Origin of the sequence: Flavobacterium sp. Arc2 (genome assembly GCF_041431385.1) — a bacterium.
Taxonomy (GTDB): Bacteria; Bacteroidota; Bacteroidia; order Flavobacteriales; family Flavobacteriaceae; genus Flavobacterium.
Genome location: NZ_JASMRH010000052.1, coordinates 1 through 5,987, shown reverse-complemented (window position 1 = coordinate 5,987; position 5,987 = coordinate 1). Strand labels below are relative to the sequence as shown.

5 protein-coding genes and 1 pseudogene are annotated in these 5,987 nt (G+C 33.4%); all 6 read right to left on the bottom strand.

What is annotated here, in order from left to right; all coding sequences use genetic code 11:
* Positions 1-699 precede the first annotated feature (699 nt).
* On the bottom strand, positions 700-1,164 hold the full coding sequence (locus QO182_RS19310; protein WP_371563672.1) for a hypothetical protein: 465 nt from the start codon (positions 1,162-1,164) through the stop codon (positions 700-702).
* 11 nt (positions 1,165-1,175) lie between these two features.
* The gene (locus QO182_RS19305; protein ID WP_371542468.1) at positions 1,176-1,556 is read right to left on the bottom strand and encodes a hypothetical protein; all 381 of its coding nucleotides are present in this window, start codon (positions 1,554-1,556) and stop codon (positions 1,176-1,178) included.
* A pseudogene (locus QO182_RS19300) lies at positions 1,531-1,784 on the bottom strand (type IV toxin-antitoxin system AbiEi family antitoxin). Before QO182_RS19300 ends, QO182_RS19305 begins: the two are co-directional and overlap by 26 nt.
* A 7-nt stretch (positions 1,785-1,791) precedes the next feature.
* On the bottom strand, positions 1,792-2,133 hold the full coding sequence (locus tag QO182_RS19295) for a hypothetical protein (RefSeq protein ID WP_371563669.1): 342 nt from the start codon (positions 2,131-2,133) through the stop codon (positions 1,792-1,794).
* Positions 2,134-2,342: 209 nt separating this feature from the next.
* Positions 2,343-2,480 (bottom strand): hypothetical protein, encoded by a 138-nt coding sequence (locus QO182_RS19290; RefSeq protein WP_371542473.1) that lies wholly within the window; start codon positions 2,478-2,480, stop codon positions 2,343-2,345.
* A gap of 462 nt (positions 2,481-2,942) precedes the next feature.
* Positions 2,943-5,111: a TonB-dependent receptor plug domain-containing protein gene (locus tag QO182_RS19285; protein ID WP_371563666.1), complete on the bottom strand. Its 2,169-nt coding sequence runs from the start codon at positions 5,109-5,111 to the stop codon at positions 2,943-2,945.
* Positions 5,112-5,987 lie beyond the last annotated feature (876 nt).

Here is a 5,987-nt window from a genome sequence, read left to right as displayed (position 1 = left end):
GGGTTCGGAAAATCGACTTTTTCTTGTTCAGATTATCTAACCTTTTTGGATAATCCCCAACTTTTGCGCTTGATCCGCAGATGCCATCATTATTGACTTTTGATCTCTTTATATAAATGAGAACGGATACGGCTGTGTTCATGGTTGGTGACCTTTTAGTTATTATTAAATTTAAACTTTGTAATACTTCCAAACAAGATGTTCAAATAGTGAAAAGGTATTTGAACAAATGTTGAACTGGTAACTTTTGAGATAGGTGTCACTTAAAAAATATAATTTCAGTGACACCTCAAAAGACACCTAAGTTTTGAGATTTAATGAATAATTTGATTTGCCGTAAATGAAAAAACCCTCCTAAATCATAAGATTTAGAAGGGTTTGCTTCGTTTAGTATTTCTACTGGCGGAGAAAGAGGCTCCGATGCCTTTATAATAATACCAGTAAATACTGGGTTTTCAAAACATTTTTTAAGAACAGGGTCACCAATTGGGTCACTAGACTTTCAAAGTCTTTTTTTTAACTAAGCAAAGGTAAGGAATAAGTGTTTAATTCATTGGTTTTTATGTGTAGTATTATTTAGTTTTTTTTTAAGGCTAACTTATAAATAAGATACCATTTTGAATGATTTTTTTTAAATTTTGAATCTGCGGAAAGAACTCTAAGTGGAATTGAAGTTGTTCCTATATTGTGACAGAACCATCAGTTTTCCAAATACCCAATTTTTACCTGTTCCAGGAGTTTTACAATCTCTTCAATCGTATTTTGAAAAAACTCTGCCATAATTTTGGCGATAATACTGGAATGAATATCAATTGTGTTTTTCTTTAGTATCTTTATTATTCTGAGAAAAAGATCTTTATTTAATTGAGCAATTTTCCCCATTTCTCTCCCTAGGACCCTTGTTGCGATCCAATGCAGGTTGATATCCTTATCTCCAAAAAGGTTATTGTGGTTTTCATATATCTCATCTGCATACACATCAAAAAAATGCTTCATGATTTTACTAATGTCTTTGATATCATCACGTTTTATTTCAGGACGTTCTTGAAAAGTAATTAATTTGAGTAGTACAATACCGGGTAAGGTGCAAAACTTAAACCAGTGCTTTTCTTCTAGTTCAGCTTCTGGAAAACCAGAATCATATATTTCTTTGAAACCTGGCATATTGAGACTGGTTACCCAGTACCTTCAACGGTTATATTTGATGGTTTAGCTTCAATTTCTCCAAACGGCATTAAATTGATTTGTATTATATTTTTCCATTTGAGTACTAAACCATTGCCTTTGTAGGAGATGAACACTTCTATATTGATAAGATATTCTCTAAGATCCGCATAGGTATTTTTGTCATTTATAAAAACGGCAAAATCGATATCTCCAGTAACTCTGCTAGGTGGTATATAGTTTATGTCAGTCATCCAAACATCGCGTGCCACGGCGCCTACGAGATAGAAGTCTATTCCATATTTATTCAGTCCATTTTCTAATGCGGTAAGCATTTCTGAAAAATGAGGCTGTTGTTGTAATTGCTTAAAACTGATCGTGTAAGTACTCATCGTAAATTTTTTGTGCGGTTTCTGTACATCTGCGGTCTGCTTGATTAATTAAGTCGGCATAGGCTAGGAGCGGATGTACCGTGTTAGTATTTTCTTATTTGTTTCCCAAAACTGTTTAAATGCTTTAATATTGCCATGTAGGTCCGGAACGAGACGGTAATTTTTCATTAAATCGCTTGTTTCTTCATTAGTGTATAGGGTAGGTTCCTCCGGACGTAAATAATTAATTAATTAATTAATTAATGAGAACACCACTTGCCGTCTCTCCGCCCCAGATTGTTTTTCCTTTTTTAATGGGAATATCTTTCCAGTTATAAAAATCGTCTTTTTTGAGGAAACGAAGGGTCCCTATCGTTAAGGTTGGCTTTAGGTGTTTTTCATATTCGATTATCCATTTATCTAACAATTTTTTCCTGTTCTCCATCTGGAGTTCATTCTTGGTTATCTGTATTAGAAAATCTTCCTCTTTTAAACCATTGAATATGGTGTTTAAAGTACCAATTCCAGTATCAGTTAATTCAGCAATTTCGTGATAGGTACTGTTGATACAATCCTTAATTCGAAATTGATAAATCACTTTTAATCCTGTTTTAGTAAAAGCCCTATTTGTTGTTTTATTTTTTATTCAATAGGGCCATTACCATCAATGTAAAGATAGATTTCATCTTTATTTAGGAATATATTACCATTGGCTTATAGATAGGCAATGTTTTTTTTACGTAGCTCTTCCTTTATCTTAGGAAATATACGTTGTGCGATAATAATAAAAGGACTTTTTGTAATAGCCTATTCTTCTATTTTAACAAGATGTATGTTTCTAAGTTCTTTTTTAATTTCTGCATATAGTTCTATATTAAGTGTATTCAAGTACGGGAGTAGTTTTCCATCAATAGCATTGTCATTGTTGAGTTCTTTCCACTCCACATTGATAGCACTGTCCTTTTGTATATTATTTATAGTCTACTGTATAATTTCCTTTTCATTTATTTGTTCATTAATTTTACTTGTTGACGAAAACGTGAACAAGTAAAATTAATGAACTCCTATGTTGCGAAAAAACCAGATGTTTAATCTGGGATCACTATGTTTAGATCCTTTTGTAATTTGGCGGCATAATTTTTCTAGTTTGATTACTTTATGTTTTAATTTGACAGCTGCACCAGCACTACTTCTTCAAATCCTGCATAAAATGGTTTGTAAATAGTTTCGTCTGGATACAAAAAATATAAACCTCCAAAGTCAGTTTGATTTTAGAGGTTTTTTTAAGGTTAGAGAATTACTTCGAAATTTTTCAAGTGTTTATTATCCCTCAGTTGTGCAGGGATTAGTGATTCGAATAACATAAGTAAAAAATGTTTCACCTTGATTTATAAATTTTCTGCTTTTTTATATTTTTATCTTGATTCCAGCATTAACAACAAAACCGTCAAGTGGAGCAAAAATATCTTTGAAAACAGGGTTGGACAATGATCCAGTGTAGATGCTGCCAAATCTCGTTTGTCTCGTATCAGTGAAGTTTTCGAAATTAGAGTAGATAGAAAAGTTGTCCCATAATTTCTCTATCATGACTCCAAAAATCCAGTAATCACGACCGGTAGTACCATCAGTTAATTGCTGTGGGCTATAATAATATGCTTCTAAACCTATCTTCCATTTATCTTCAACTTCATACATTAAAACGTTATTTAAACGGTGTTTTGCTGTCAAAGGATTTCTCGATTTAGTTCCATCATTTTCTACCATAGCATTTGTGAAAGTATATCCTATGAATAATTTGAAATCTTTATACCCCAGCTTAAGGTTAGTTTCGGTTCCTTTAGTATTTAAATTTCCATTAACATTTATAAATTGAAAGCTATCATTTGCTAGTGGCGTTAAAATTAATGGATCATTAACCTTCGTGTAAAAGAATAATTGATTTACTGATAGTGACAGTTCATCAGTTAGATTGGTTCTATAATTCACATCAAAATTGAAACCGTAGCTTTTTTCAAGTTTGTTAACACCGCTACTGATAGGCAATACATTTTGATACTGTATCGACTCACTTTCCTCTGTAAATATAGTGGGTGCTTTATAACCGAGTCCACCACCTAAACGTGAGCTAAACTTAGGGCTAATTTTAAATAATGCAGAAACTCTAGGCAATAGTGAAAAGCCATATTCATGTACATAATCACCTCTCAACCCTGTTTCTATATCAAGCCAGTCATTTGCTTTAACCGTATTTTGAATAAATGCGCCGTAGGTGATTTGGTTGTAATCTCTCAAAGGAGCAGTACTAGAATTGTCTTCTTTGAACTCATCAGTGTATAAATTTGCTCCTGCAACCCACTGTGATAACGGACCATTTTTTGCATAAGTAAATTCAGAAAATGTACTGGTTTGAACTCCATCAAATAGGTAATCAGGAACAGTAATTACACGACTGAAATTATTGATACTATTTTTTACGGTAAAAGATTCTCTTTCATTTATTGTATGCGAAAGTGTAAACTGAGTGCTAAGTCTTTTTGTTTTATTTTTTTCGAAATAGCTGTCAGGGTATTCGCTTTCATTTTTGATGTAGTCAATGTTTCCTCCAATTCTATCCTCAAATACCGCGTTTACACCAAAATTAAGTTCGGTATTTTCATTTAGATATAGAAATAACTTTGGATTAAAATTGAATCGTTCAAATTTAGGAATAGCAGTCAATTTATTATCGGCAGGATCGTAGGCTGCATTTCTATCGTGAGAGGCAAAAACCGTGAATCCAATCTTATCAAATCGCTGCGAATAAAATCCGTTAATGTCGAGACCTCCTGCAGAAGTTCCATTAAGTAATAATCGCAATTCTCTTTCCTCGGTAGGAGTTTTCGAAACTAAATTGACTAATCCAGCGATAGCACCACCACCATATAAAGTAGAGGCTGAACCTTTGATTATTTCGACTTGCTTTAAATCTAAAGGCGGTGTTTGCAGTAAACCAAGTCCGCTTGAAGCACCTGAATATACTGGAAAACCATCTTTCAAAATTTGTGTGTATCGACCATCCAGCCCTTGTATTCTAATTGATGAGTTTCCTGAAGTTGCCGAAGTTTGTTGTGTTTGTATCCCCGTACTTTCGTTAAGCATCATACGAATGTCTCCGGGCTTCATATTTGCTTTTTCCTCCAGTTCCTCACCAGCAATAAATTCAACACGGGTAGGAATATTGCTTATCGTTCTCGTCCCTCTGGTTGACGTGATAATAATTTCATCCATTTCTTCGGCAGTGCTTTTCATGTAGACAGTTACTTCTGCTGTTTTAAGAGGGACTTGAATTGTTTTGTTTTCTAGCTCATATCCTTCCAGTTCAAAAGACAGCGCGTACATTGCTTCTGATAGATTTTCGAAAGTAATTATTCCTTCAGCATTAGAGTAAGCAGTTAGTGACTGCTCTCGTATAGTGCTTGTAACCCCATTTAATGGCAAATTAGTATCGATATCCTTAATACTAATTTTAAGGGTATACTGTGCCTGCGCTGTGCCAATAGTTGTTATTGCCACAAGTAGTAAAATATATTTAAACATTTTTTATTTCTTAATATGAATAATTTTTTCAGCTGGTTTTTGGAATCAGCTGTTCTGAAAGATTATAGATAAAAAGAAAGTTTAGGTGGTTGCCAGATAGTACCATTAAAAGAGGAGTTTGCAACAGTAACTACATCAATATCAAGAGCTCTATCGCTGTTAATGGGAAGCTGTTTTTGGGCTTTGTTTAAAGTTGTCATACTCATAGCGAAACCTACGCAGCTACCGCAAGAGTAAAAGGGAGAGCATTTTCCAGAGCAGTCGTTACCGCATTTGTGAGATTCTTGTTCGCACTTTTTTTCCAGCGAACATTTAGAATTTGATTCTAATGCGCTGCAAGGTACGGTTGATAATAGTAGCACCAAAAATGATAAAAGTATACTCCAGATTTTCACAATGCAAATTTAAAAATAATATTTGCGAATCAATTGTTATTTCTGAGCTAATTTACTGTGATGTCTTTTAAAAATGATTTTACTTTTTCATAAAATAGGCTATTAACTTTTTTAAAAGTCATATGTTTATCAATGCGCTACAATCTAAAAATAGTTCTTTGAGAGAGTAACTACTTCTAATGCATTGTTAACATGTCTTATAAACGAATAAAACCCACCTGATGAGGCGAGTTTTATTAGGGTAACTAAATATAATCAATTAACTAACTACGAAACCTGTAAAGTTCTTAAAATTTATTTTCAATTTCGGCTACTTATAGCATTAAGTAGTGTAAGTCGGTATTCTTAACAAATGGTTTTAGAAGTTCGCTTCCAGGTCCATACATAGCCAGTTCAACATAATCTGCGGTACCATCTCATAAAGTGTGTAAGTTAAAAAGTTATTCTGAAAATTTGAGCTAACTCAAAAGCTCAAAAATTT

Coding starts and splice junctions, on each gene's coding strand:
- QO182_RS19310 (WP_371563672.1), bottom strand. CDS start 1,164: ATGCCAGGTTTCAAAGAAATATATGATTCTGGTTTTCCAGAAGCTGAA.
- QO182_RS19305 (WP_371542468.1), bottom strand. CDS start 1,556: ATGAGTACTTACACGATCAGTTTTAAGCAATTACAACAACAGCCTCAT.
- QO182_RS19285 (WP_371563666.1), bottom strand. CDS start 5,111: ATGTTTAAATATATTTTACTACTTGTGGCAATAACAACTATTGGCACA.